Genomic DNA, 24,745 nt, shown 5'->3' with positions numbered 1-24,745 from the left:
GTTGCGTGTGTTCCCAGTCATGCCTTGCGGCGCAGTATCAGCAGATGGCGCTGGCCCTGGCAACCCGGAACGGTCAGGGCCTGCTCGCTTTCCACTGTGAAGTCTGCGGGCAATGCTACCAGTTCATCGGCAGGATGCAGCCCCTTCATTGCAAGCCATTGCGTCCCGGTGTCGCCCAGGTGGCGGGTCCAGTTGGTGAAGTTCTCCATGCTGCTGAACGCGCGGGAAATGATCCCGTCAAACAGTGGTGCCGGCTGGAAGGCCTCGACCCGGCTGTGGATAACCGTGAGGTTGTCCAGCTTGAGTTCCATTTTCACCTGGGTCAGAAAGCGCGTCTTCTTGCCATTGGCATCCAGCACCGTCACCCGTTTGTGTGGATGCAGGATAGCCAACGGAATGCCAGGCATACCGCCGCCACTGCCGACATCCAGCCAGTTGTCACGTTCGCTGTGGATAAACGGCATGACGCTGAGGCTATCGAGCAGATGACGCGACACCATTTCGTCAGGATCGCGGACGGCGGTCAGATTGTAGGCTTTGTTCCATTTGATCAACAGGGCCAGGTAGCCGAGCAGTTTTGCATGATGCTCGGCACTCAGCTCGACACCGAGCTGGCGCGCACCTGTGGACAACTCTTCAGCGTGTTGCGGGGTGACCAGGGAACTCAAGCGCTTTGCTCCAATTCGCGGCCAGCGCCGCGTTTCTTCAAGTGAATCAGCAACAGGGAGATCGCTGCCGGGGTTACCCCAGGGATACGCGACGCCTGGCCCAGGGTTTCCGGACGGGTCTGGCCCAGCTTGCCCTGGATTTCCTTGGACAGGCCGGAAATGCTCGAGTAATCGATATCCACAGGCAGGCGCGTGTCTTCGCTGGCACGCAGGCGAGCGATTTCATCCTGTTGGCGATCGATATAGCCGGCGTACTTGGTGCGGATCTCGACCTGTTCGGCGACCTGTGGATCGATCGCTTCACCGCCAGTCGCCTCGATCAGCCCGGCGTAGTCGATTTCCGGGCGGGCCAGCAGGTTGAGCAGACTGTATTCGTGGCTGAGTGGGGTACCGAACTTATCCACAATGGCCTGGCCTTGTTCGGTATTTGGCCGTACCCAGGTCGATTTCAGGCGTTGTTCCTCACGCTCGATGCCGTCGCGCTTGGCGCAGAAGGCGGCCCAGCGCTGGTCGTCGATCAGGCCAAGTTCACGGCCCTTTTCGGTCAGACGCAAGTCGGCGTTGTCCTCACGCAGGATCAAGCGGTACTCGGCACGTGATGTGAACATGCGGTACGGCTCCTGGGTACCCAGGGTGATCAGGTCGTCGACCAGTACACCGATGTAGGCCTCGTCGCGACGCGGGCACCAGCTTTCACGGCCCTGCGCCCGCAGGGCGGCGTTGGTACCGGCCAGCAGGCCCTGGGCGCCGGCTTCTTCGTAACCGGTGGTGCCGTTGATCTGGCCAGCGAAGAACAGGCCGCCGATGACTTTGGTCTCGAGGCTGTACTTGAGGTCACGCGGGTCGAAGTAGTCGTACTCGATGGCATAGCCTGGGCGCACGATGTGGGCGTTTTCCATGCCGCGGATCGAACGCACCAGTTCCAGCTGCACGTCGAACGGCAGCGAAGTGGAAATACCGTTGGGGTACAGCTCATGGGTGGTCAGGCCTTCCGGCTCGATGAACACCTGGTGGCTTTCCTTGTCGGCGAAGCGGTGGATCTTGTCTTCGATCGACGGGCAGTAGCGCGGGCCGACCCCTTCGATCACACCCGAGTACATCGGCGAACGGTCGAGGTTCGAGGCAATGATCTCGTGGGTGCGGGCATTGGTATGGGTAATCCAGCAGCTCACCTGGCGCGGATGCATTTCGGCATTGCCCATGAACGACATCACCGGGATCGGCGTATCGCCCGGCTGTTCGGTCATGACCGAGAAGTCCACCGAACGGCCGTCGATGCGTGGCGGAGTACCGGTTTTCAGGCGGCCAACGCGCAGCGGTAGTTCACGCATCCGGTGGGCCAGGGCGATCGAAGGCGGATCACCGGCGCGACCGCCGGAATGGTTCTGCAGGCCTATGTGGATAAGACCGCCGAGGAAGGTACCGGTGGTCAGTACCACCGAGTCGGCGAAGAAACGCAGGCCCATCTGGGTAACAACGCCTTTGACCTGATCCTGTTCGACGATCAGGTCGTCGCAGGATTGCTGGAATATCCACAGGTTTGGCTGGTTTTCCAGGATTTCACGTACCACTGCCTTGTAGATGGCGCGGTCGGCCTGTGCACGGGTAGCGCGTACGGCCGGGCCCTTGCGGTTGTTCAGGACACGGAACTGGATGCCGCTCTTGTCGGTGGCCAACGCCATGGCGCCACCGAGCGCATCGATCTCTTTGACCAGATGGCTTTTGCCAATACCGCCAATGGCGGGGTTGCAGCTCATGTGACCGAGGGTTTCCACGTTATGGGTCAGCAGCAGGGTTTTCACACCCATGCGTGCTGACGCAAGCGCAGCCTCGGTACCGGCATGGCCGCCGCCGATGACGATCACTTCAAAACGGGAAGGGAAATCCACCACGCACCTCGTGCCTGTTTTTGCGAATAGAGAAGGTAAGCCGACAAGTATAGGGACTTAACCCCCTTTAAAGAAACCGTCTGAGCAAATTTTGACCAGTCTGTGGATGAGTGGCAGACAACAGAAATCAAAGAGGAGAAATTTAAAAAAGCTTTGTTTTTATGTTTATTCTTATGCACAGCCCTATCTGTGGATAAACGGCTACGGGCCTTTATTCACACAGCATAGAGAGAAATTAAACCCTGTGGCTGGAGCGCCCTGAGGGCTATGGATAACGTGATTTAGCCTGTGGATTAAAAGGCAGTTTACCCACAGGCGGGTTTGTCCTCAGAAAAACAGCCTGCTTATCAACGGAGCTGAAGGGGAGTTTTCCACAGGGCTCCTGAGTGAGTATTCCGGGCTGGGTGTGGGAAAATCGAGGAGGTAGCGGCCAGCTCCGGACAGGGTGAAAGCGGGCGAACCAGCAACAACATCGTTACAGCCGCGGAAAAGCCAGACTTGGCGAGCTCTTCTTCGCCGGCATTGCCCGCTCCTGTAAATTCAGGCAAAAAAAAACCGCTCCCGAAGGAGCGGCTCTTGGCCTAGCCTGGCTGTGGATTACTTGCCGATGCAGAAGCTGGAGAAGATCCGCCCAAGCAGGTCGTCCGAACTGAATGCCCCGGTTATCTCGCCCAAGGCCTGCTGCGCCTGACGCAGGTCTTCTGCCAGCAGCTCACCTGCACCCGCCAGGGTCAGCTGGGCATGGCCATGCTCCAGATGCTCGCTGGCCTGGCGCAGGGCCTCCAGATGGCGCCTACGCGCGCTGAAACCACTTTCGGCGGTCTGCTCATAGCCCATGCAGGCCTTCAGGTGATCACGCAACAGTTGCAACCCTGCGTCGTCGCCTTTGGCGCTGAGGGTTATCGTCACATGGCCGTCATCGCATTGTTCCAGCGCTACCCGCTCACCACTCAGGTCGGCCTTGTTGCGGATCAGCGTGACCTTGGTTGGGTCTGGCCGCTGGTCGAGGAATTCTGGCCACAGTGCGAAAGGATCGCTGGCTTCGGGTGCGGTCGAGTCCACCACCAGCAGAACTCGGTCGGCCTCGCCAATGGCTTTCAGTGCGCGTTCCACACCGATCTTTTCCACATGGTCGTCGGTGTCGCGCAGACCAGCGGTATCGACAACATGCAGCGGCATGCCATCGATGTGGATATGTTCGCGCAGGATGTCCCGGGTGGTACCGGCGATATCGGTGACAATCGCAGCTTCCCGCCCGGCCAGTTGGTTTAGCAGGCTCGATTTACCGGCATTCGGTCGCCCAGCGATGACTACGGTCATGCCGTCACGCAACAAGGCGCCCTGCCCGGCTTCGCGCTGCACTGTGGACAACTCCTGACGTACCGCATCGAGCATCGACAGGACGTGGCCATCGGCCAGGAAGTCGATCTCCTCCTCAGGGAAGTCGATCGCCGCCTCGACGTAAATACGCAGGGCAATCAACGCTTCGGTCAGGGCATGCACACGCTTAGAGAATTCCCCCTGCAGTGAACGCAGGGCATTGCGTGCCGCCTGGCTTGAGCTGGCCTCGATCAGGTCAGCGATGGCTTCGGCCTGGGCCAGGTCGAGTTTGTCGTTGAGGAACGCGCGCTCGCTGAATTCGCCCGGACGGGCCAAGCGGCAGCCAACTTGTACACAGCGCTGCAGCAACATGTCCAGGACCACCGGGCCACCGTGGCCCTGCAGTTCGAGCACATCTTCACCGGTGAACGAATTCGGTCCGGGGAAGAACAGGGCGATCCCTTCGTCCAGCACCATCCCTTCCTCGTCGCGGAACGGGCCATAGTGCGCATGGCGCGGGGTCAGCGTACGGCCGGTTATCAGCTGCCCGGCCTTGGCAGCCAGAGGTCCGGACAACCTGACAATACCGACACCGCCGCGGCCCTGGGCGGTGGCGATGGCGGCGATGGTTTCACGCACAATGTTCATGCTCGAAAGCCTCTACGACAAAAACGACAGATAGCAAAAACGCCCCACTAGGGGGCGTTTTTTATTCACAGGCTAGCGCAGTAGCCCGTCAAGCAGCAGCTTTTTTGGCGGCTGCTTCGATGCTGCGGGTGATGTACCACTGCTGCGCGATCGACAGGCAGTTGTTCACAACCCAGTACAGCACCAGACCGGCCGGGAACCACAGGAAGAAGAAGGTGAAAATGATCGGCATCATTTTCATCACCTTGGCCTGCATCGGATCCGGTGGAGTCGGATTCAGGCGCTGCTGGATGAACATGGTGGCGCCCATGATGATCGGCAGGATGAAGAACGGATCCTTGATCGACAGGTCGGTAATCCACAGCATCCACGGCGCCTGGCGCATTTCCACGCTTTCCAGCAGTACCCAGTACAGGGCCAGGAATACCGGCATCTGTACCAGGATCGGCAGGCAGCCGCCCAGCGGGTTGATTTTCTCTTTCTTGTACAGCTCCATCATCGCCTGGGACATCTTCTGGCGGTCATCACCGAAGCGTTCCTTGAGCGCGGCAAGTTTCGGCGCAACAGCACGCATGCGCGCCATCGAACGGTAGCTGGCAGCCGACAGCGGGAAGAACAGGCCCTTGATGAGCATGGTCAGGACGATAATCGACCAGCCCCAGTTACCCAACAGGCTGTGGATATGTTGCAGCAGCCAGAAGATCGGCTGGGCAATGAACCACAGGAAGCCATAGTCGACGGTCAGTTCCAGGCCTGGGGACAACTCTTTCAGCTTGGCCTGGATCTTCGGGCCGGCGTACAGCATGGCGCTGGTTTCGACCTTGCCGCCAGCAGGCACGCTGATAGCCGGGCCGGTGTAGCCGATGATGTAGTTGCCTTGGCTGTCCTTGCGGGTCTGAACAACGTTGCTGTCCGACTTGGCCGGAATCCAGGCGGTCACGAAGTAATGCTGCAGCCAGGCGACCCAGCCGCCGGACACATTTTCTTTCAAACTACCTTTGTCGATGTCCTTCATCGAGACCTTTTTGTAAGGCTCGGAAGCAGTCCACAGGGCTGCACCCAGGTAGGTCGCGGTGCCAGTGGCAGTACTTGAAGACGGATCAGAGCTGGCATCACGCTTGAGCTGGGCAAACATGTTGCCGCTCCAGGCCTGGCCGCTCTGGTTGTCGATCAGGTAGCTCACGGTCAGGTCATACTCGCCACGCTTGAAGCTGAAGCGCTTGATGTAGTTGACGCCGTTGTCGCTGAACTTCAGGTCGACCACCAGTTGGTCCTGGCCATCAGCCAGCTGGTAGCCCTTCTGCTCGGTCGCGTACAGCGGGCGGCCGGCTGGGCGGGCGTCCGGGCCGTTGACACCGGTCAAGCCGCTTTGTGCCAGGTAGACACGCTCGCCACCGTTATCGAACAGCTGGAACGGAATTTCCGGGTGGTCCTGACGACGTGGAAACTTCGGCAGATTCAGCTGGACGATGTCACCACCGACCGGATCGATAGCCAGGTCCAGGACATCGGTCTTGACCCGGATCAGGTCCTTGCTAACCGCGACCGGCGCCAGTTCGGCAGCGGTGGTTTCGGCGTTGGCGCTCGGCACATCGGCGCTGGCGCCGGCATTACCGGCCGGTACGCCGTCCGGCAGCCCCGGGGCAACAGTGCTGGCAGCAGTATTCTGAGTCGGCAGGGCAGCCTGGCCGTAGTCCTGGTTCCACTTGAGGACCATGACGTAGGACACGATTGCCAGGGCGACGATCAGGATCGTGCGTTTAATATCCATGATTACTCGGCTATCGAAGAAGTTCGGGAGGAAGGAGCGGGAGGAACGGGATCGAAACCGCCGTCGTTCCACGGATGACAACGCCCCAGGCGACGAACGGCTAGCCACCCACCACGCCAGAGGCCGTGGTTTTCAATGGCTTCATAAGCGTAACAGGAGCAACTGGGGAAAAAACGACAGTGATTGGCCATCAGAGGACTAATGGCGTAACGGTAAAACTGGATCGGAACGAGGGCCAGTTTACGCATCTTGGCTGTCTACCCCTGCGGAATCGGCGGTTACTGCTGGAGTGGGCCGGCTGCGCGCCAGGCGTTTCCAGAGCTTGCCAAAGTGTTGGTGCAATTCCGGGTTTTCTATCTCACCCAATCCCTTGCGCGCGACGATCACTATGTCCAGCCCGGCAAGCAAATGCTGGTGTAGACGAAAGGAATCGCGCATCAAGCGCTTGAGGCGGTTGCGTTGAACGGCGAGCTTGACGCTCTTCTTTCCGATCACCAGGCCCAGGCGTGGGTGATCGAGGCCGTTCTCGCGAGCAAGGATAAGCAGGTTTTTCCCTGGAACCTTGCCGGTTGGGGAGTCGAAGACCGCTTTGAAATGCCGGGGAATAAGCAGTCGCTTTTCCCGACTGAAGTCCTGACTCACCACCTGTGCCGAAAAATCAAATGGCCAGACGCTTACGGCCTTTGGCACGACGACGCGACAGAACAGCGCGGCCGTTCTTGGTAGCCATACGGGCACGGAAGCCGTGGGTGCGCGCGCGCTTGATGGTGCTTGGTTGGAAAGTACGTTTCATGGCGTGTTACCTGGTTTGTCGACGACGGGCCGGGATGGCCCCCTTTTTAAGAGACCGGCGATTCTAGAGAAAGCAGGCCCATAGGTCAATTTCCAACCAGCCTTTCCATATTGAGCGTGTGATGGACGGTGACCTGCCCAGGCATCCTTGAGGAGTGCTTGATCGGACACCGGCATTGGGGACAACATGAAAAAAAGAAGAGACATATAAAAAGCTTTTCTAAAGAACTTATAGATCTTAGATGAATGCTCATCTGTGGATAACCGCGTTTGGCCCCGTATATTCGGGCTATGCAGCGATTCACAACCGTGTTTTCAACCGGTGCTGCGCCTGTTTTGATCGTGAGTGCAAGCTGTGGATGAAAAGCCACATTATCCACAGGTGAGTTATCAACAGGGCCGACCTCAGGGTTGTGCATAGCCCTCAAGGCAGCTTATCCACAGGGCTTATTCACAGCGAGGAAAAGCCTTTCTGGTCGATAAATGGCTGTTTTGTCATGGCTCGGAACGTGTCCACATGTGGATAACTGAACGCTCGACCGGTACAATGGCGGTTTGTTTTTGCCTCATCCGGCTTTCAAACTCAGGGGAAATCCGTGTCAGTGGAACTTTGGCAGCAGTGCGTGGAGCTTCTGCGCGATGAACTGCCTGCCCAGCAATTCAACACCTGGATCCGTCCGCTACAGGTCGAAGCCGAAGGCGACGAGTTGCGCGTCTATGCGCCTAACCGTTTCGTTCTCGATTGGGTCAATGAAAAGTACCTGGGGCGCTTGCTCGAGCTGTTAGGTGAAAACGGCAGTGGCATTGCGCCTGCCCTTTCCTTATTGATTGGTAGCCGTCGTAGCTCGGCACCGCGTGCTGCGCCCAATGCGCCAGTCAGTGCCGCCGTGGCCGCTTCGTTGGCCAATACCCAGGCACAGAAGGCGGTGCCGGCGGCAGTCGAGCCGGTCGCAGTAGCAGCCGCTGAGCCTGCGCTGGTCGATGAATTGGCCGAGCCGTCCCTGCGTGACAGTTTTGATGCCATGGCCGAGCCGGCTGCAGCATCGACCGGCAGCACCCGGACCGAACAACGTACCGTGCAGGTTGAAGGTGCGCTCAAGCACACCAGTTACCTGAACCGCACCTTTACCTTCGACACGTTCGTGGAAGGCAAGTCCAACCAGCTGGCACGAGCGGCCGCCTGGCAGGTGGCCGATAACCCCAAGCATGGCTATAACCCGCTCTTCCTTTATGGGGGCGTTGGCCTGGGTAAGACCCACCTCATGCATGCTGTGGGTAACCACCTGCTGAAAAAGAACCCGAACGCCAAGGTCGTGTACCTGCATTCGGAGCGTTTCGTCGCGGATATGGTCAAGGCACTGCAGCTCAACGCCATAAACGAATTCAAGCGCTTCTATCGTTCGGTGGATGCGTTGCTGATCGACGATATCCAGTTCTTCGCCCGGAAGGAGCGCTCGCAGGAAGAGTTTTTCCACACCTTCAACGCCCTGCTAGAGGGCGGTCAGCAGGTCATTCTTACCTCCGACCGCTATCCCAAGGAGATCGAGGGCCTGGAAGAACGCTTGAAGTCGCGCTTTGGCTGGGGGCTGACGGTGGCAGTCGAGCCACCCGAGCTGGAAACCCGCGTGGCGATCCTGATGAAGAAAGCCGACCAGGCCAAGGTCGAGCTGCCGCATGATGCCGCCTTCTTCATTGCCCAGCGTATCCGCTCCAACGTACGTGAGCTGGAAGGCGCATTGAAGCGGGTGATCGCTCACTCGCACTTCATGGGCCGCGATATCACCATCGAGCTGATCCGTGAGTCGCTGAAGGACTTGTTGGCGCTGCAGGACAAACTGGTCAGTGTGGATAACATTCAACGTACCGTCGCCGAGTACTACAAGATCAAGATCTCCGATCTGTTGTCCAAGCGGCGTTCGCGATCTGTTGCGCGGCCGCGTCAGGTGGCCATGGCGCTGTCCAAAGAGCTGACCAACCACAGTCTGCCCGAAATCGGCGACATGTTCGGTGGTCGCGACCATACGACCGTGCTGCACGCCTGCCGCAAGATCAATGAACTTAAGGAATCCGACGCGGACATCCGCGAGGACTACAAGAACCTGCTGCGGACGCTGACGACCTGATGGCCGTCTGCGCAGCTAATTGAAGGCAAGGGACTAGACCATGCATTTCACCATTCAACGCGAAGCCCTGTTGAAACCCCTGCAACTGGTCGCCGGTGTCGTCGAGCGCCGTCAGACCTTGCCGGTGCTGTCCAACGTATTGCTGGTCGTGCAAGGCCAGCAACTGTCGTTGACCGGTACCGACCTGGAAGTCGAACTGGTAGGCCGCGTGCAACTGGAAGAGCCAGCCGAGCCTGGCGAAATCACTGTTCCGGCTCGCAAGCTGATGGACATCTGCAAAAGCCTGCCAAACGACGCCCTGATCGATATCAAGGTTGACGAGCAGAAACTGTTGGTCAAGGCCGGCCGCAGCCGCTTTACCCTGTCGACCCTGCCAGCCAACGACTTCCCGACCGTTGAAGAAGGCCCGGGCTCGCTGACCTGCAACCTGGAACAGAGCAAGCTGCGGCGCCTGATCGAACGCACCAGCTTTGCCATGGCTCAGCAGGATGTGCGCTATTACCTCAATGGCATGCTGCTGGAAGTGTCCCGCAACACCCTGCGCGCGGTTTCGACCGACGGACACCGCCTCGCGCTGTGCTCCATGAGTGCGCCGATCGAGCAGGATGAGCGTCATCAAGTGATCGTCCCGCGTAAAGGTATCCTCGAACTGGCGCGCCTGCTCACTGACCCGGAAGGCATGGTCAGCATCGTTCTGGGCCAGCACCACATCCGCGCCACCACCGGCGAATTCACCTTCACCTCCAAGCTGGTGGACGGCAAATTCCCGGACTACGAGCGGGTTCTGCCAAAAGGTGGTGACAAGATTGTTGTTGGCGACCGCCAGGCGCTGCGTGAAGCGTTCAGCCGTACTGCAATTCTTTCCAACGAAAAGTATCGCGGTATTCGGCTGCAGTTGGCTGCTGGTCAGCTGAAAATCCAGGCCAACAACCCTGAGCAGGAAGAAGCTGAAGAAGAAATCAGCGTGGACTACGACGGCAGCTCGCTGGAGATCGGCTTCAACGTCAGCTACCTGCTGGATGTGCTGGGCGTAATGACTACCGAGCAAGTTCGTCTGATCTTGTCCGACTCCAACAGCAGTGCACTGCTGCAGGAAGCGGGTAACGACGATTCTTCCTACGTTGTCATGCCGATGCGCCTGTAACCCGTAGCAGGCGAAATGTCCCTTCGACGTATCATGGTCACCGCGGTGCGCAACTTGCACCCGGTGACACTCTTACCCTCCCCCCGCATCAACATCCTTTACGGCGCCAACGGCAGCGGCAAGACTAGCGTGCTTGAAGCTGTGTATCTGCTTGGGCTGGCGCGGTCTTTCCGCAGCACGCGCCTGAACCCGGTCATCCAGTACGAACAAGCTGCATGCACCGTGTTTGGTGAAGTGCAGTTGGCCGAAGGTGGCAGCAGCAACCTTGGTGTATCTCGGGAACGGCAAGGGGAGTTCACTATTCGCATCGATGGGCAGAATGCGCGTAGCGCAGCGCAGCTGGCTGAATTGCTGCCGCTACAGCTTATCAACCCGGACAGCTTCCGCCTCTTGGAAGGTGCACCCAAAATTCGTCGCCAGTTCCTGGATTGGGGAGTGTTCCACGTGGAACCACGTTTCCTGCCAGCCTGGCAGCGGCTGCAGAAGGCACTGCGGCAGCGGAACTCATGGTTGCGTCATGGTACACTTGACCCAGCTTCGCAAGCCGCCTGGGATCGGGAATTATGCCTGGCCAGCGCGGAAATAGATGAATACCGTCGCAACTACATCAAGGCCTTGAAGCCCGTCTTCGAGCGAACCCTGAGCGAATTGGTCGAGCTGGACGGGTTGACCCTGAGCTACTACCGAGGCTGGGATAAGGACCGGGAACTGCAAGAAGTACTCGCCTCCTCTCTCCTTCGCGATCAGCAGATGGGCCATACCCAGGCCGGTCCGCAGCGCGCTGATCTGCGTCTTCGTCTGGCTGCCAACAATGCAGCCGACATTCTGTCGCGTGGTCAGCAAAAGCTGGTGGTCTGCGCTTTGCGCATTGCCCAAGGCCATCTTGTCAGCCAGGCTCGCCGCGGCCACTGTATTTATCTTGTTGATGACTTGCCGTCCGAACTGGACGACCAGCATCGCCGCGCGTTATGCCGCTTGCTGGAAGAATTACGCTGCCAAGTGTTTATCACTTGTGTAGATCACGAATTACTGAGGGAAGGCTGGCAGACGGAAACGCCAGTTGCTTTGTTCCACGTGGAACAAGGCCGTATCACCCAGACCCACGACCATCGGGAGTGAAGGCATGAGCGAAAATCAAACGTACGACTCCTCCAGCATCAAGGTGCTGAAAGGTTTGGATGCCGTACGCAAGCGTCCCGGCATGTACATTGGCGACACCGATGATGGTAGCGGCCTGCACCACATGGTCTTCGAGGTGGTCGACAACTCCATCGACGAAGCCCTCGCCGGTCACTGCGATGACATCACCGTCATTATCCACCCGGACGAATCCATCAGTGTGCGCGACAACGGTCGCGGCATTCCGGTCGACGTGCACAAAGAAGAAGGCGTATCCGCAGCCGAGGTCATCATGACCGTACTGCACGCCGGCGGTAAGTTCGACGACAACTCCTATAAGGTTTCCGGCGGTCTCCACGGTGTAGGTGTTTCCGTGGTCAATGCCCTGTCTGAAAAACTGGTATTGACCGTTCGCCGTAGCGGCAAGATCTGGGAACAGACCTACGTCCATGGGGTTCCCCAAGCGCCGATGGCGGTGGTTGGTGACAGCGAAACCACGGGTACCCACATCCACTTCAAGCCGTCGGCCGAAACCTTCAAGAACATTCACTTCAGCTGGGATATCCTGGCCAAGCGTATCCGTGAGTTGTCGTTCCTAAACTCGGGCGTGGGCATCCTGCTGAAAGATGAGCGCAGCGGCAAGGAAGAGTTCTTCAAGTACGAAGGCGGCCTGCGTGCTTTCGTCGAATACCTGAACACCAACAAGACCCCGGTTAACTCGCAGGTGTTCCACTTCAATGTCCAGCGCGATGATGGCGTAGGCGTGGAAGTTGCCCTGCAGTGGAATGACAGCTTCAACGAAAACCTGCTGTGCTTCACCAACAACATTCCGCAACGTGACGGTGGTACGCACCTGGTGGGCTTCCGTTCCTCTCTGACGCGTAGCCTTAACAGCTACATCGAGCAGGAAGGCCTGGCCAAGAAGAACAAGGTGGCAACCACTGGCGATGACGCCCGTGAGGGCCTGACCGCGATCATCTCGGTGAAGGTACCGGATCCGAAGTTCAGCTCGCAGACCAAGGACAAGCTGGTCTCCTCGGAGGTTAAAACCGCCGTGGAACAGGAGATGAACAAGTACTTCGCCGATTTCCTCCTGGAAAACCCGAACGAGGCCAAGGCTGTCGTTGGAAAGATGATCGACGCTGCCCGTGCCCGTGAAGCCGCCCGTAAAGCTCGCGAAATGACTCGCCGCAAAGGCGCGCTGGATATCGCCGGCCTGCCGGGCAAGCTGGCGGACTGCCAGGAGAAGGACCCTGCACTCTCCGAGCTGTACCTGGTGGAGGGTGACTCTGCAGGTGGTTCGGCCAAGCAAGGCCGCAACCGTCGTACCCAGGCGATCCTGCCGTTGAAGGGCAAGATCCTCAACGTCGAGAAAGCGCGCTTTGACAAGATGATCTCGTCCCAGGAAGTGGGCACGCTGATCACTGCACTGGGTTGTGGTATTGGCCGCGAAGAGTACAACATCGACAAGCTGCGTTATCACAACATCATCATCATGACCGATGCTGACGTTGACGGTTCGCACATCCGTACCCTGCTGCTGACCTTCTTCTTCCGTCAATTGCCGGAGCTGGTCGAGCGTGGCTATATCTACATTGCCCAGCCGCCGCTGTACAAAGTGAAGAAGGGTAAGCAAGAGCAGTACATCAAGGACGACGAGGCCATGGAAGAGTACATGACCCAGTCGGCCCTCGAAGATGCCAGCCTGCACCTCGACGAGTCGGCGCCAGCGGTTTCTGGTGTACAGCTGGAAGCGTTGGTCAACGAATTCCGTAGCGTCATGAAAACCCTCAAGCGTCTGTCACGCTTGTACCCGGAAGAGCTGACTGAGCACTTCATCTACTTGCCAGAGGTAACGCTGGAGCAGTTGGGTGACCATGCGGTGATGCAAGCCTGGCTGGCCCAGTTCCAGGAGCGTCTAAGCAACAGTCAGAAGTCTGGCCTGGTCTACAAAGCCAGCCTGCGTGAAGACAAGGAACGCAATGTATGGCTGCCAGAGGTGGAAATCACCTCTCACGGCTTGGCCAGCTATGTCACCTTCAACCGCGACTTCTTCGGCAGCAATGACTACCGGACCGTGGTCAACATCGGTGCCAAGTTGTCGAGCTTGTTGGGTGAAGGCGCCTACGTGCAGCGTGGTGAGCGCCGCAAAGCGATCGTTGAGTTCAAGGAAGGCCTGGACTGGCTGATGAACGAGACCACCAAGCGCCACACCATCCAGCGATACAAAGGGCTGGGTGAGATGAACCCGGACCAGCTTTGGGAAACCACCATGGATCCGGCTGTTCGTCGCATGCTCAAGGTGACCATCGAAGACGCCATCGCTGCCGACCAGATCTTCAACACCCTGATGGGCGATGCGGTCGAGCCGCGTCGTGACTTCATTGAAAGCAACGCGTTGTCGGTATCGAACCTGGACTTCTGATCAGGTGTAGGTTCACAGAAAAGCTGCACGCTTTCACAAATAGATGACCGGCCGGGCTTCAACCATGGCCCCTGTCGGTCACCATCAAGCCCGCCTTCGCGGGCTTTTTTTTGCCTGGAATTCCTGCCGGGGCGCCCTACTCCGCTCATTGGAAAATGATGCAGATGGGGGGATTTGAGGAAGTGATTTGATGGGGCGCTGGAAGTGCTGAGAGGGTCGGCGGGCGGATCTGAGCAGCAGAGAGATTGAGAGGACTTTAAAACTAATATTTGAACACCTTAATAGTTAATTAAGCGTACGTGTTAAGTATTAATTTGAACAATTTAGTATGGAAATGGAATTTGGTGGAAGTTGCCATTTTGGATTTTTTGTAGATTTCGAAGGGATGTTGGAATAAGATCTATGACCAACTTTTCCGCTTTGCACTGAAGATTTTCAGCCAAATCAGCTGTTTGAAGCGAGAGCTTCAGACCTGATCCAAATTGCTCCAGCGATCACGAAGTGGCCGTTTAGAAATAAAGAGAGCAAGCCGATTGCTTTAGATTCTGATCAGTCATGAGAGTCATGACCAATGAGAGAAAAGGAGACCTGAAAATGTAGAAAAACGCGATCAATCCCGAGAGGACTGACCGCGCTTAGCGAAGCAGACTTGCGTCCTCAGAACCCGCAATGTCTGCTTTTTCGAAGCGACTGTCAATCCTCTCCCATTTTTTCGACCTTAGCGAGGTTACTCGACGGCACAGTGTTGCCTGTCGAAAGGCCTCACTTCGCCCGCCCTGCGCCTTGATTTTTTGGCGCAGCGTCGGCGCTCGTTTCGAGATTTTCGGAGGTGTTTCATGACAGTACGAAAGGTGGTCACGCGGCGGTCCAACCATTACCGCGGCTACTTCCCATCGCTCAAAAATAAAAAGCCTGTGCCCTGGGAGTCCCAGCTCGAAGGCGCTCTTTTTCGGCTTCTTGAGCTGTCTCCTGCGGTCATCGGCTACGTCCCGCAGCCCAGTGAGGAACGTGTTCCATCGCTCCAGGGCTACTTCAAATATTACCCAGACGTACAGGTTTTCCTCGCGGATGGGCGCGAGTGGTGGTTTGAAGTGAAGCCTCACGACCGACTGAAGATTGCCAGCGTCAGGCAGCGACTGGATGCCGCTGAGCGCTACTTCAACGCCACTGCCCGTAACTTTTCGGTGATCACTGAAAAGTTAATTGAAGCTGAACCCCTGGCTACCAATCTTAGAAGGCTGATGTATCACCGGCGCGGTCCAGAGCTTTCGCATCAGGCGTTGGAGGAGGTAATGGCGACCTTCAACGAATGGCCGCCTATGACCGTTGCAGATCTGCTCTACGTGGTTGGTGAGGGGAAAGCCTGGCGCTTGTTAGGCCTTGGGGTGGTGGGCATTGACCTTGATAGGTCAATTGACACTGACTCCCCGGTCTTCCTGCAAGGGGGGCACCGTCATGCAAACCTTTTCCCTTAGGGTGAAATTGGTCGTCATCGTTCGTGGCGTACTGATGGTGCTTGAGAAGAGGCTTATTGACCGGAAGCTGCTCTTTTTCGATGAGCTTGGTGAGCCCACGAAGCTATCCGAGAAGGAGTTCTATGAGGCCTACGAGAAGCGCGAGATCGAGATCTCCGCTGATCAGCCATACCTTGGGAGGGTTCCGTATGTGCGGAACGTCCCTCCAGATATTTCATGCTTCCCCAAAAAACATGGAGATGAGGCATTGCGTCGACGCAAGTATCTGGACGACCTAACTAAGCGCGGTAAATACAAGCTACCGGGTGACGAAGACATGATCAAGAAGCTTAGAGATATCGCCAAAAAGATTGGGGATGCGTGCGCACCCTCGGTTTCCACTATTCGACGTTGGGCAGCCAAATACATTGGCCAGAACGTAGTAAAGCTTATCCCTCAGCATGCCAAAAAGGGTCGGGCTGCCGCGATACAGGGAGAGCTCGAAGTTATTCTTGAAGGGGTGATTAATAAAACCTACCTGCAGGATACGATTCCAGCGGTCAGCGTGGTCGTTTCAGAATTCGAGGATCAGATAAAAGAGAGGAACAAAAGTCGTTTGCCTTCGGATCAGCTCAAGATCCCAAGCGGAATGACTGTCCGAAGGTACATCGCCAAGCTGGATCCGTACCTTGTGGATAAGGAGAGGCTCGGAAAACACGCAGCAGACAAGAAGCACCGTGTTGCGGCGGGTGTCCTACGTGTCCATGAGATTTTGGAACGTTGGGAAATTGATCACACCTTGTTGGACGTCCAGCTTGTGGATGAAACCTCGGGGCTGTGCATTGGGCGCCCCTATCTGACGATCGTCCTCGACCGCTTCTCTCGAATGGTGATGGGATATTTGCTCCACCTGTCGGCGCCAAATACGGAAACCGTGCTTCGTGTGATCGAACGCTCAATCCGTCCAAAAGCCGAATTGCTGAAGCGCTTTCCGAAAGTGAGAAATGAATGGTGGGCACGTGGGCTGCCGGCTCGAATAGTCCCAGACAACGCAGCGGAATTTCACGCGGGCGATCTCATCATGGGATTCAACGAGTTGGGTATCGAGATCATGTATCCCGCTTCAAGGGCCCCTCAAAGGAAAGGTGCCGTCGAACGCTTTTTCAGCACACAGAACCTGGGGCTTATCCACAACCTCCCGGGTACCACCTTCTCGAATATCCAGCAGCGTGGCGATTACGACTCGGAGAAGAATGCATGTTTCACGCTCCCTCAATTGGAGGCGGTGGTAGTGAAATGGATCGTCGATGGTTACCACCAGACTCCTCATCGGGGGCTGGACAACAGAACACCGGCTCAAGTCTGGGGGACTAGCGAGGCGAACCATGTCATCAGCCTTCCCGTCGACCTGGACTCGTTGGAGTGCATTCTGGCCAAGCGGGCCTCGGTGAAGGTTCACCATTACGGCATCGAGGTTGCCAAAGTGGGCTACCACTCTACGGAACTTGCTGAGCTCCGTATGCGTTTGGCAGACGGAGAAAAGGTAAACGTCCGCTATCGAGACGAAGCCGGGCACGTTTGGGTTCACGACCGCTTCAGAAACTTGTTCTTCAAAGTGCCCGCCAAAGATGAGCGAATGGCCGGTAAGAGCAGGGAGGTGTGGAAGGCTGCCGAGAAAGCGCTGCGAGAAAAATATAATGAGCAGCCTAGCTTCGAGGCTACGCACAGGTGCTACCAGGAAATTATGGAAGATGCAGACGAGGCCCGCCGTTCGCAGACGCTCAGAAAACGACGCGCAGCTGCCATAGCGAAAATCGACAAGGAGGGTCGAGTGACCGAAAGCACGCCTCCACCCAAGGTACTCGCTGAAGTGGAATGGACCGGTGACTCTATTCCTAACATTCCGCCAGCAGCCTTCAAGGTCTCGGTTCGTCGCCCTGCTGGGAGTTCTAAGCCATGAACGCCATCAATCTGTACGAATGCTACGAGCATGGTGAATACAGCTTTACGCTCCGCGATCGTTTTATTCACAGCCCTCAAGTCGAGCGAGCGTTGACGCGACTAGGCGATATCCACGGCGATAGTCGGCGTACCAGAGCAAGTAAAGGGTTGCTGATCCAAGGTCCAAGCGGAGTGGGCAAGAGCACATTGGTCAAGGAGTACATTCGGTCATTGGAGGAATTGGAGAGCCATGACCCACAGAAGCGGACAGTTCTGTTCGTCGAGATGCCTTCGTCTCCAACCAAAAAGAACCTGGCAGCAGCCATTTTGGCAGAGCTGAAGGATCCCTTCGCAGAGGCACGAGGACATTCGGCAGAGGTTAAATTTGCGCGAGTAGTCCTGCTGCTGAAGAACCTTGGCGTGGAGATGTTGGTCCTCGATGAGGCGCAGCACCTGGTCGATTATCGTCGTAATGGTGCGTATGAGGCAGCAGACTGGATCAAGAGTCTGATGAATGAAACCAGTATCGCGTTTGTTCTGATTGGGCTGAAGCGCACCGAAAATCTCCTGCTAGCAAACGAGCAACTGCGACGCAGGTTTTCGGCCACGGTGGCATACGATCGCTTCACCTTCTCCGCTAATACGTCTCTTCATTTCGTGATGTTGTTGCAGGCAATCGAGGGCGAACTGCCTGTTCAAACCATCAGTTTTGTAGAGCCAGCGATGATTAAACGCTTCTACCTGGCTTCCTATGGATTGATCGACTACCTCATCAAGATTGTGGACAGGGCTGTTTGGCTGGTTCAAGTCCAGGACCTTGTCGGGATTGAACTTCCTGTGCTGGCCCAGGCTTTTGAAGACGAGGTTTGGAGCTACGCCACCGAGGATCGAAACCCCTTCAGTGCGAGCTTCAATTTCCAGCCTCTGTTCGGGAAGCGGGAGCCGTTTGAGACGTTCGAAGAGAGCAGTACCTGACGGCCAAGGGCCGGGCTTATCGGCCCGGCTCTACTCCCCTGATTTTTATGTCTTCGATTTCATGGATGTGTAGGAATGTTTGGTCTTTTAATCAACCCACGACCACACCAAGACGAAAGTCTTTTGGGGTACCTGCAGCGCCTGGCGAAAGCCAACGGATTACCCAGAAAGGAACTGCTCACCGCCTTTGCACGAGCCGACGAGACCGATGTTGCGGACTGGCTGCAGATGATGGAAGGACCACTGAGCTGGCCTGCGGTATCTGCTGAGTTTCGTGATCCAAGGCCCAAGGGGGTCAAGTTATGGACGACTCATCACGCTCGTTACTGTCCGATCTGTTTGGGCGAAGCCGGTTATTGGAGAGAAAGCTGGGGCTTGACCCTGGTTACGACGTGTTCTGTCCACGGCACTGAACTCCACGGGCGGTGCCCCAACTGTCTGAAGGAAACCGATCCAAGCGCAATGAGTGCGAATAGTTGCCAAGCGTGTGGCACCTCATTGAGTGGGACCAATTTTGAGATCGCGCCGGCGAGTGATACGGCCGCCTGGCTCACCTCTGGCTTTGAAGATAGGTTTTACGCCGACTCGTTGCCAGCTGACGCGGGATTGGCGGCCCTCACCTACGAACAGTTTCACGAGTTGTCATCGCGTCTCGCTGTCAGAAGTTTGCCTACGGAAAGAACCCAGCCGCTGAAGGTTGCTGATTCGGGTTCGCTAGAGATATCGCGGCTTATGGCAAACGCGGCGGGCGTGGTTCTCATGAACTGGCCTCTCGCATTCAGAGAACTGCTGAGTGGCCTCAAGGCAGTCCATTCCGATAACGAACATTGGACGCTCAGCAGATCGTTCGGCCCGATATACCACGACATCCACCGTGATCTGGATGACTCTTGTTTTGACTTTCTTCGTCGAGAGTTCGAATCATTTCTGCAGCATGCGTGGGAAGCACCGTTAGCGAAGCGAAATCGCAATTTGAGTGAGGAGACGATTGAGAGACATCGTTGGGTGTCGTTCGATTCTGCTGCTGAAGCTTGTGGTCTCGGGGTATCAGTCATAAAACGCCTTCATCAGGAGGGACAAATCGCCTATCGGGAGAAGGTCCATGAAGATCGAGTCTTTACGGTCGTGGACCTGGATCATTTGAAGGCAATCTCGCAGCATCTCCAGGGCGTGGCTGATATGAAAGAAACCTCGACTTTGCTAAGCCTCTGTCGCAATCGGGTTAGGCAGCTGCTAGCTGGTGGTACCCTCCAGTTCTTTGGTGGAGAACCGCGCCCAGGCGAAAGGTGGCTGATTGACTGCCGCTCGATCAACGAATTGATTGATGAGAAGCTGCCTACCAGCTCTGACCAGAGCCTGGTGTCGATCAACTACTTGGCCAAGCATTCTCTGCCCAAGGGGGGTGGGTTGGTCGAGTTGGTTCAGGCAATACGTGCAGGTGAACTTCGCGCTTACGGCCCAGCTGAGAATGGCTCGGTTGCGGTAGGGGCGTGGTTACTCAAGCCGCAAGATTTTGCAGCGTGGCAACAAGCCCGAGCTGAGAACAAGAGTCCGGTCTTTCCCGGCCTGTCGGTAGTCAAGGCTGCTGCGCTGTTAGGCGTCAAAGAACAATGCGCATACGCGTTCGTTCGACTGGGTCTGCTATGGAGCACTGCTGTCGAACGAGGCCGGCGTACGCAATTGATGGTTAAGCCTCAAGCCATCGACAGATTCAGGCGTGGCTATATCTTGGGACCGGAGATTGCGGTGTATTTGGGGAAGTCGACCAGGGAGGCGTTCAAGCACCTTTGGGAGGCCAGGTTTCGCCCCGTTGCGGGGCCATCCATTCCAAACGCGGCTTGCCGGCAGTACGTTTGGGTAAGAAGCAAAAAGCTGATCGATTACCTCGCAAGTGAAGCCGCCCAGATCGACGATCCTGAAGCCATCACGTTTTTATCCACACCGATCGCTCAGCCTCGTGATTGCCGATTCAGGCATGTGGGATCAAGATAGTTAGCACGCTTTCTTTCTTGATTGCTAAAATCATCGAACCCATTTTGGAGAATCTTATGTCCCGTCTCGCTGAATTCCGCCTGCTCGAACAACAGCTCGCAGCCCAACTGGCGGAGCTGGAAGCGCTGAAAAATGACTCTGCCCTGAAGCAGGAAATGGAATTTGAAACGAAGCTGCGCAGTTTGCTCAACGAGTATGGCTACGGCCTGCGCCAAGTGGTGCTGATCCTCGATCCGCAAGCGGTGGCTTCCACTGATATGGCCCCAAAAACCTCTCGGAAACCACGCGAAGTGAAGGTCTACAAGAATCCACACAGCGGAGAGGTTGTTGAGACCAAGGGTGGTAATCAGCGTACGCTTAAGGCCTGGAAAAACGAGTATGGCGCTGAGGTAGTCGAGTCTTGGCTCGCCAATTGATTGCACTGCAGGCGGCTTCTGGCACGAGATGAATCGTGGTGCGCCCCGAATGCAAATTCCCATTCTGGGGCGTGACGAAATTTTCTGCGGGTGGTGGATTTAGAGAATTAAAACTGTCGCTAGAGGGTCCCGTCTTTCGCGGCCTGCAGCCATTTGGAGAGGAAACGCAAAACTGTCGCAATCACCCAAAACGCCGGTTCAGACTGATTCGCTAGAGAATTAAAACTGTCGCAGCCTGAAACGACGCGGCTTTCACGTGTATTCAGAGCCATCATTATCGATAGCCTGCTTACAAACATGTAATTCCTGGATCACGTGGATGACAGCTCCCAGTCGGTAAGCTTCACTCATGTCTTCATGGAGTAACAGAAATGAACACCGCTAAAAGCATTGCCGCCCTCATGCTCGTAATCGCCTCCTCATCCGCTTTAGCTGAAGGAGGATCTGATCGCTTACACGGAAAGATGATTCAGGCAAATGAGCAAGCAATGCGTGCCTACGCCGCTGCCAATGGAAAAAAACCACCTGAAGTGATCCATTATCGCTACGGAATGAAACTGGATGTGGCGAGAGTTATCAGTATGACTTCGCTCAAAGGTAGCTGCGACGTGATGCCGACACAGATGAATTACGAGGACTCAACAGGTGAGTTGAAAATCCTCGAATATCGCTCTGCTGGAATTAACTGTAGAGGTCAAAACTGACCGAAGGGACAGGGTAAGTCTTGGAGTAAGCTGACCACGACCAGCGCTGCAGCTGGTCGGCTGGCCGGCAGAAGCCCTTCCCCCGGGGCATCTTGCATTACGTGTCAGGATAACTGGCAACTACTTGATCGTCCCCACTCTTGGTGAGGCCGATGACTTGATAGGCGTGTTTCATGCCATCAACCTCCATACCTGGTGAGCCAGCGGGCATGCCAGGTACCGCGACGCCTGCCAGGTCGTTGCGCTTTATGAGCTCCTGCACCTGGGCTGCGGGGACGTGACCTTCCACAAACTTGCCATCGATAACCGCGGTGTGACACGAAGCCAGCCTCGGAGCTACTCCTAGCTCTTGCTTCACCGCCCTCATGTCCGTTTCAACGTGGTCGACGACCTTGAAGCCGTTTGCCTCCAAGTGCGCTATCCATTTCTTACAGCAACCGCAATTAGCGTCCCGGTGCACATCGATAGTCAGGGGCTCCGCAGCAAAGGCGGCTGAGGCGATTAGAAGTGACGCTGCGGTACTTAAACCGAGGAAGCGGCGCTTACTTGTCATGAGTGTGCTCCTTCCCGTCTTTGTGCACATGGGTTTTGGGAGTAGAACCTGTGTGGTGGTCCGAGTGCGCCTCGCCGGACTCGTGTTCACCGTGGTGCTCCGCTACTGATGAAGACTCCGAATGCGAACTGCCATGATCATGACTTTCCTCAGCCACGCCGTTTGCTGCGGAATCATCATGATTTCCATGACCTGATTTCGCACCACCGTGTTGGCCTTCATGGTTATGCATATCGCTTTCGCCACCGCCATGTTGGTGACCACCACTGGAAGCGACCATCATCTGGTACTGCTCAGCATTGAGTTGCGGTAGCTGGTCCAGGAACGCGACGATTCCCCAGATGTACTGGTCGTCCATGCTCTTACCCCAGGCTGGCATGCCTGTCGCTTTGATACCGTGCTTGATGGTCCAAAACGCAGCAGCAGGGTCACCGCTTACACCTATCTCGGTGAGGTTTGGTGGGGATGGGTATAGGGCTTGGCTGAGTTCAGTTTTCTCCACCCCTGGCGCGAGGTGGCAACCGATACACATGGCGTTGTAGTTGCCTGCCCCTGCTTGGATGAGAGCAGGATCTTTAAGGTTTGGCACCTCAATGTCGCTTGCTCGGACTTCAATCGAGCGATCCCGCGCCATGGCCAAAAACGCATGCACAGCGGGGAAGTGTGGGTCGTCCGCACCAACGTTCACGAGACCGAAGTAAGCAGCACCTAGCACTGCTGCGCTAGTAACAGCACCTGCCGCCACCAGCGTTGTAATTGTTTTTTTCATGTTGAGTTCTCAAAACCACATCCGAATACCGGCCACAAAACGAGCTTCGTCCACGTCCCCGCCTTCATCCCGAATGAAATCGGCGGTTTTGCCGTAGGAACGGCTCCAGGTGACACCTATGTATGGCGCGAACTGGCGAACAATCTCGTACCGTAACCGCAGCCCGACTTCGGTGTTTGCCAGGCCAGAGCCGACGCCGCGTTCCGGGTCGTTCTTGCCATAAAAGTTGGCCTCAGCGGTTGGCTGAAGAATTAAACGATTGGTTAGCAAGATGTCGTACTCGCCCTCCAGACGGGCAGCGGTTTGACCGTTCTCGCCGATAAAGGCGGTGGCTTCAGCTTCGAAGTCATACAGGGCCAGGCCCTGAATACCGAACGCAGCCCAGGTCTGCGGATCCTCCGGTTTGAAATCCTGCCGGACGCCGGCGACAACATCCCACCACGGGCTTACCGAGCGGCCATAGAGGAGCTGCAGCTCAGCATCTTCAGTCACACCATTGGTTCGTTCACCTTCCGAGCGAATCCAGAGCCTATTGATATCGCCGCCCACCCAGCCGGATGCATCCCAAGCAAGCGTGCTACCTTCATCGGCATCTTGGTATTCCAGTTGGTCTAGCAAGAAAAAGCTGTTGAACCCGCTGTCATCCATTTTGTGCCCGTCAAGCGGGGGGAAGGCAGCCTGCCGGTCGGCATCAGTCAGCACCGGGATTGGCGTACGGCTGGTCGGGGTCGGCGAATCAGCGTTCCCGTTTCCCATCGTGGAATGACCCATCGCGCCATGATCCATGCCTTCCATGGACCCGTGATCCATGCCTTTCATGCTTCCATGGTCCATCTTGCTGTGGTCCATCGAGGCGGGTTTCGCTTTGGGCTGGCCATGGCCCATTTTGCTGTGATCAACGGGTGCAGGTTGCGTGGGTTGCTTGCTCGCGCCCATCTGGCTGTGGTCCATGCCCGGCATCGCAGCCTGTGATGAGGCGTGGTCCATCTGCATGGCACCGTGGCCCATTGCCGAGTGGTCCATTCCGGAATGATCCATTTCAGCGGCGAAGCTGGGCGAAACGCCCAGCACACCTAAAGAAACGGCGAATGCCAGCAGCGATGGTCGTGCAACGCTATTGGCCATTTTTCCCTGCCTTAGCTTTGTCGCTGCCATGCGATTCCATCATTTTGCTGTGATCCATTCCTTCCATGGAACCATGATCCATGCCCTCCATAGAGCCATGATCCATGCCTTTCATGGAGCCGTGATCCATGCCTTCATGGTTCATGCCCTGGGCTTGCTTGCTCTTCGAGCCGTTCGATTGCGCCGCGTTGGACGACTTTTGAGAGTGCTGATCATGGTTGTCACTGGACCAGGAAGACGGGGCGTACACCGCGAGCAGGCCAACCATCGCGGCAGAGAGGAAAAAGGCGCTTCGTTTCATTGGTTTGCTCATCTCGTATCTCCAGTTCATTCGTCCACGCGGACTTCTCGGAACATGCCCATCTCCATGTGGTACATGAGGTGACAGTGATAGGCCCAGCGCCCGAGTGCATCTGCGGTTACGCGATAGCTTCGTTTCGAGCCAGGCGGCATATCGATCGTGTGTTTTCGCACCATGAAATTGCCGTCCTCATCCTCCAGGTCACTCCACATGCCGTGCAGATGGATGGGGTGAGTCATCATGGTGTCGTTGACCAAGGTAATACGCAGGCGCTCGCCGTACTTGAGCCGCAGCGGCTCTGCGTCAGAAAACTTGATCCCATCGAAGGACCAAGCGAACTTTTCCATATGCCCGGTAAGGTGCAGTTCGATTGTCCGGCCAGGTTCCCGGCCGTCAGGGTCGATGAAGGTGCTACGCAAATCCGAATACGTGAGAACCCGACGCCCGTTATCGCGAAGCCCGATCCCCGGATCGCTCAGCTTTGGCGTAGGGGTCATGGTCTGCATATCGACCAGAGGGTTGTTTGTTTCGGAGGCGGGATGGTTCTGCATGGCACCGCTGGCGGCCATATTGCTTTGGTCCATACCGGTCATGTTGCCGTGGTCCATGCCAGCCA

22 protein-coding genes are annotated in these 24,745 nt (G+C 56.6%); 10 read left to right on the top strand and 12 right to left on the bottom strand.

Annotation, left to right across the window (positions count from 1 at the left end; translation table 11 throughout):
- Positions 1-17: 17 nt before the first annotated feature.
- The 7 genes from rsmG to rpmH all read right to left on the bottom strand — a co-directional run bounded on the left by rsmG (position 18) and on the right by rpmH (position 7,089).
- Entirely contained in the window at positions 18-668 is a 651-nt protein-coding gene (gene rsmG / locus B4L76_RS20230) for a 16S rRNA (guanine(527)-N(7))-methyltransferase RsmG (RefSeq protein WP_296234941.1), read from the bottom strand.
- Positions 665-2,557, bottom strand: coding sequence for a tRNA uridine-5-carboxymethylaminomethyl(34) synthesis enzyme MnmG (mnmG, locus tag B4L76_RS20225; RefSeq protein ID WP_296234940.1), 1,893 nt, complete (start codon positions 2,555-2,557; stop codon positions 665-667). The genes rsmG and mnmG overlap by 4 nt, the downstream gene beginning before the upstream one ends.
- Before the next feature lie 597 nt (positions 2,558-3,154).
- Complete coding sequence (mnmE, locus tag B4L76_RS20220; protein WP_296234939.1) at positions 3,155-4,525, bottom strand: tRNA uridine-5-carboxymethylaminomethyl(34) synthesis GTPase MnmE; 1,371 nt, start codon at positions 4,523-4,525, stop codon at positions 3,155-3,157.
- Positions 4,526-4,613: 88 nt separating this feature from the next.
- Positions 4,614-6,296 (bottom strand): membrane protein insertase YidC, encoded by a 1,683-nt coding sequence (yidC, locus tag B4L76_RS20215; RefSeq protein ID WP_296234938.1) that lies wholly within the window; start codon positions 6,294-6,296, stop codon positions 4,614-4,616.
- Between the two features lie 2 nt (positions 6,297-6,298).
- On the bottom strand, positions 6,299-6,544 hold the full coding sequence (gene yidD, locus B4L76_RS20210) for a membrane protein insertion efficiency factor YidD (RefSeq protein ID WP_015268406.1): 246 nt from the start codon (positions 6,542-6,544) through the stop codon (positions 6,299-6,301).
- Positions 6,537-6,941, bottom strand: coding sequence for a ribonuclease P protein component (rnpA, locus tag B4L76_RS20205; RefSeq protein ID WP_296235036.1), 405 nt, complete (start codon positions 6,939-6,941; stop codon positions 6,537-6,539). The genes yidD and rnpA overlap by 8 nt, the downstream gene beginning before the upstream one ends.
- 13 nt (positions 6,942-6,954) lie before the next feature.
- Positions 6,955-7,089, bottom strand: a complete 135-nt coding sequence (gene rpmH / locus B4L76_RS20200) for a 50S ribosomal protein L34 (RefSeq protein WP_003253163.1) — start codon at positions 7,087-7,089, stop codon at positions 6,955-6,957.
- Positions 7,090-7,684: 595 nt separating this feature from the next.
- Between rpmH and dnaA the strand changes: the two genes are divergently transcribed.
- The 10 genes from dnaA (at position 7,685) to B4L76_RS20150 (ending at position 21,381) form a co-directional block, all read left to right on the top strand.
- Complete coding sequence (gene dnaA / locus B4L76_RS20195) at positions 7,685-9,211, top strand: chromosomal replication initiator protein DnaA (RefSeq protein WP_296234937.1); 1,527 nt, start codon at positions 7,685-7,687, stop codon at positions 9,209-9,211.
- A gap of 40 nt (positions 9,212-9,251) precedes the next feature.
- Complete coding sequence (dnaN, locus tag B4L76_RS20190; protein ID WP_296234936.1) at positions 9,252-10,355, top strand: DNA polymerase III subunit beta; 1,104 nt, start codon at positions 9,252-9,254, stop codon at positions 10,353-10,355.
- A gap of 15 nt (positions 10,356-10,370) precedes the next feature.
- Positions 10,371-11,474, top strand: a complete 1,104-nt coding sequence (gene recF / locus B4L76_RS20185; protein WP_296234935.1) for a DNA replication/repair protein RecF — start codon at positions 10,371-10,373, stop codon at positions 11,472-11,474.
- A 4-nt stretch (positions 11,475-11,478) separates the two neighbouring features.
- Positions 11,479-13,899, top strand: coding sequence for a DNA topoisomerase (ATP-hydrolyzing) subunit B (gyrB, locus tag B4L76_RS20180; RefSeq protein WP_186671682.1), 2,421 nt, complete (start codon positions 11,479-11,481; stop codon positions 13,897-13,899).
- An 836-nt stretch (positions 13,900-14,735) separates the two neighbouring features.
- Positions 14,736-15,374, top strand: a complete 639-nt coding sequence (locus tag B4L76_RS20175; protein WP_011953077.1) for a TnsA endonuclease N-terminal domain-containing protein — start codon at positions 14,736-14,738, stop codon at positions 15,372-15,374.
- Positions 15,355-17,313 (top strand): DDE-type integrase/transposase/recombinase, encoded by a 1,959-nt coding sequence (locus tag B4L76_RS20170; protein ID WP_011953078.1) that lies wholly within the window; start codon positions 15,355-15,357, stop codon positions 17,311-17,313. The genes B4L76_RS20175 and B4L76_RS20170 overlap by 20 nt, the downstream gene beginning before the upstream one ends.
- On the top strand, positions 17,310-18,269 hold the full coding sequence (locus B4L76_RS20165) for a TniB family NTP-binding protein (protein WP_010951429.1): 960 nt from the start codon (positions 17,310-17,312) through the stop codon (positions 18,267-18,269). Before B4L76_RS20170 ends, B4L76_RS20165 begins: the two co-directional genes overlap by 4 nt.
- Positions 18,270-18,344: 75 nt before the next feature.
- Positions 18,345-20,261 carry a TniQ family protein gene (locus tag B4L76_RS20160; protein ID WP_010951430.1) on the top strand — a complete coding sequence of 639 codons (1,917 nt, stop codon included), beginning with the start codon at positions 18,345-18,347 and terminating at the stop codon, positions 20,259-20,261.
- Between the two features lie 56 nt (positions 20,262-20,317).
- The gene (locus B4L76_RS20155) at positions 20,318-20,677 is read left to right on the top strand and encodes a histone-like nucleoid-structuring protein, MvaT/MvaU family (RefSeq protein WP_010951431.1); all 360 of its coding nucleotides are present in this window, start codon (positions 20,318-20,320) and stop codon (positions 20,675-20,677) included.
- Positions 20,678-21,048: 371 nt separating this feature from the next.
- Positions 21,049-21,381 carry a DUF2790 domain-containing protein gene (locus tag B4L76_RS20150; RefSeq protein ID WP_011953079.1) on the top strand — a complete coding sequence of 111 codons (333 nt, stop codon included), beginning with the start codon at positions 21,049-21,051 and terminating at the stop codon, positions 21,379-21,381.
- Positions 21,382-21,478: 97 nt separating this feature from the next.
- Here B4L76_RS20150 and B4L76_RS20145 read toward each other — a convergent pair whose 3' ends face one another.
- From B4L76_RS20145 to B4L76_RS20125, 5 genes are all read right to left on the bottom strand, one after another.
- Positions 21,479-21,934: a DUF411 domain-containing protein gene (locus B4L76_RS20145; RefSeq protein WP_011953080.1), complete on the bottom strand. Its 456-nt coding sequence runs from the start codon at positions 21,932-21,934 to the stop codon at positions 21,479-21,481.
- Positions 21,924-22,703, bottom strand: a complete 780-nt coding sequence (locus tag B4L76_RS20140; protein ID WP_011953081.1) for a c-type cytochrome — start codon at positions 22,701-22,703, stop codon at positions 21,924-21,926. The genes B4L76_RS20145 and B4L76_RS20140 overlap by 11 nt, the downstream gene beginning before the upstream one ends.
- 9 nt (positions 22,704-22,712) lie before the next feature.
- The gene (locus B4L76_RS20135; RefSeq protein ID WP_011953082.1) at positions 22,713-23,828 is read right to left on the bottom strand and encodes a copper resistance protein B; all 1,116 of its coding nucleotides are present in this window, start codon (positions 23,826-23,828) and stop codon (positions 22,713-22,715) included.
- The gene (locus B4L76_RS20130; RefSeq protein ID WP_012269845.1) at positions 23,818-24,141 is read right to left on the bottom strand and encodes a hypothetical protein; all 324 of its coding nucleotides are present in this window, start codon (positions 24,139-24,141) and stop codon (positions 23,818-23,820) included. Before B4L76_RS20130 ends, B4L76_RS20135 begins: the two co-directional genes overlap by 11 nt.
- 14 nt (positions 24,142-24,155) lie before the next feature.
- A partial coding sequence (locus B4L76_RS20125) for a multicopper oxidase domain-containing protein (RefSeq protein ID WP_155741839.1) occupies positions 24,156-24,745 on the bottom strand: 590 nt, incomplete at its 5' end.

The sequence above is a fragment of the Pseudomonas sp. UBA4617 genome (assembly GCF_002386445.1).
Taxonomy (GTDB): domain Bacteria; phylum Pseudomonadota; class Gammaproteobacteria; order Pseudomonadales; family Pseudomonadaceae; genus Aquipseudomonas.
Note: the sequence above shows the minus strand (reverse complement) of the source record. Positions and strands in the feature narration are given on the sequence as shown.

Coding starts and splice junctions, on each gene's coding strand:
- B4L76_RS20145 (WP_011953080.1), bottom strand. CDS start 21,934: ATGACAAGTAAGCGCCGCTTCCTCGGTTTAAGTACCGCAGCGTCACTT.
- B4L76_RS20175 (WP_011953077.1), top strand. CDS start 14,736: ATGACAGTACGAAAGGTGGTCACGCGGCGGTCCAACCATTACCGCGGC.
- B4L76_RS20130 (WP_012269845.1), bottom strand. CDS start 24,141: ATGAGCAAACCAATGAAACGAAGCGCCTTTTTCCTCTCTGCCGCGATG.
- B4L76_RS20150 (WP_011953079.1), top strand. CDS start 21,049: ATGAACACCGCTAAAAGCATTGCCGCCCTCATGCTCGTAATCGCCTCC.
- dnaN (WP_296234936.1), top strand. CDS start 9,252: ATGCATTTCACCATTCAACGCGAAGCCCTGTTGAAACCCCTGCAACTG.
- B4L76_RS20160 (WP_010951430.1), top strand. CDS start 18,345: ATGTTTGGTCTTTTAATCAACCCACGACCACACCAAGACGAAAGTCTT.
- B4L76_RS20170 (WP_011953078.1), top strand. CDS start 15,355: ATGCAAACCTTTTCCCTTAGGGTGAAATTGGTCGTCATCGTTCGTGGC.
- recF (WP_296234935.1), top strand. CDS start 10,371: ATGTCCCTTCGACGTATCATGGTCACCGCGGTGCGCAACTTGCACCCG.
- yidC (WP_296234938.1), bottom strand. CDS start 6,296: ATGGATATTAAACGCACGATCCTGATCGTCGCCCTGGCAATCGTGTCC.
- rpmH (WP_003253163.1), bottom strand. CDS start 7,089: ATGAAACGTACTTTCCAACCAAGCACCATCAAGCGCGCGCGCACCCAC.
- gyrB (WP_186671682.1), top strand. CDS start 11,479: ATGAGCGAAAATCAAACGTACGACTCCTCCAGCATCAAGGTGCTGAAA.
- B4L76_RS20165 (WP_010951429.1), top strand. CDS start 17,310: ATGAACGCCATCAATCTGTACGAATGCTACGAGCATGGTGAATACAGC.
- mnmE (WP_296234939.1), bottom strand. CDS start 4,525: ATGAACATTGTGCGTGAAACCATCGCCGCCATCGCCACCGCCCAGGGC.
- B4L76_RS20140 (WP_011953081.1), bottom strand. CDS start 22,703: ATGAAAAAAACAATTACAACGCTGGTGGCGGCAGGTGCTGTTACTAGC.
- B4L76_RS20155 (WP_010951431.1), top strand. CDS start 20,318: ATGTCCCGTCTCGCTGAATTCCGCCTGCTCGAACAACAGCTCGCAGCC.
- B4L76_RS20135 (WP_011953082.1), bottom strand. CDS start 23,828: ATGGCCAATAGCGTTGCACGACCATCGCTGCTGGCATTCGCCGTTTCT.
- yidD (WP_015268406.1), bottom strand. CDS start 6,544: ATGCGTAAACTGGCCCTCGTTCCGATCCAGTTTTACCGTTACGCCATT.